Source organism: Treponema endosymbiont of Eucomonympha sp., from assembly GCF_001028545.1.
Window position 1 is genome coordinate 1 of sequence record NZ_BBPW01000306.1, and the last position, 780, is coordinate 780.

Sequence of the window (780 nt, forward strand, 5' to 3'; positions counted from 1 at the left end):
ACCTCCGCGTGCTTCGCGCCCCGCTCTCTGCTCAAGAGCGCGACTCGCAAGATCTTATGAGCGACTCGCGGGACCTTGCGCGTGACTCGCAGACTCTTGCGGGCGGCGCATAAAGCTGTATGAGCGGCTCGAAAATGGGCGCGGGCGGCTCGCGGACTCTTGCCGCGAAGCGATTCGGCGCTCGCAGATTGCCGCGCGCGCCGATAAAATCAACGCTAACCCGCTGGTTGCGTCAACTGAATCGTTAATTTGTCGGAGAAAGTTATCGCGTTTTTTTGCCACAAACCAGTGGTATCCTTCAGGGGCGCGGAGTTTTCCGCCGAAGCTATCTTATCGTTTTGCCACACATTCGTTGTCTCTCGCTGCCATTTGTAACATAAGCGATATTTCGTTGGAACAGCATCGTCGTCGAAATAGCATATAACGGCGTACTCGTGAATTTGCGGGGCGTACTCTGAATATGTTAATTTGGCAAATTGAATGTCTTTTGAGACAGTATCTGATAAGAGTTTCCCGTTTAAGGTTGCCTGCTCCGTATGTTCAAACGTTCCTGTTGCGGGCTGTGGAGACGAATTAACCGGGTACCCTGCATAAACGAGACAGTTGTAAATATCTATCGCCGGTGTGTCTTTGCGGAAAATGAATTTATCCCCCCCCACGTAATAGAGGGTATAATCGGTTTCCGGCAAAGCAGTGTTGAGATGCTCGCACGCCCATACAAGAGATCCGCAGCAAAACAAGATTACAGATTTTACCGGTTTCATGCCCCCTCCTTATATT

The 780-nt window shown here is 50.9% G+C and carries 1 protein-coding gene; it reads right to left on the minus strand.

What is annotated here, in order from left to right; all coding sequences use genetic code 11:
* Positions 1-215: 215 nt before the first annotated feature.
* Positions 216-764, minus strand: a complete 549-nt coding sequence (locus AWU74_RS06740) for a hypothetical protein (RefSeq protein WP_062328670.1) — start codon at positions 762-764, stop codon at positions 216-218.
* Positions 765-780: the final 16 nt, after the last annotated feature.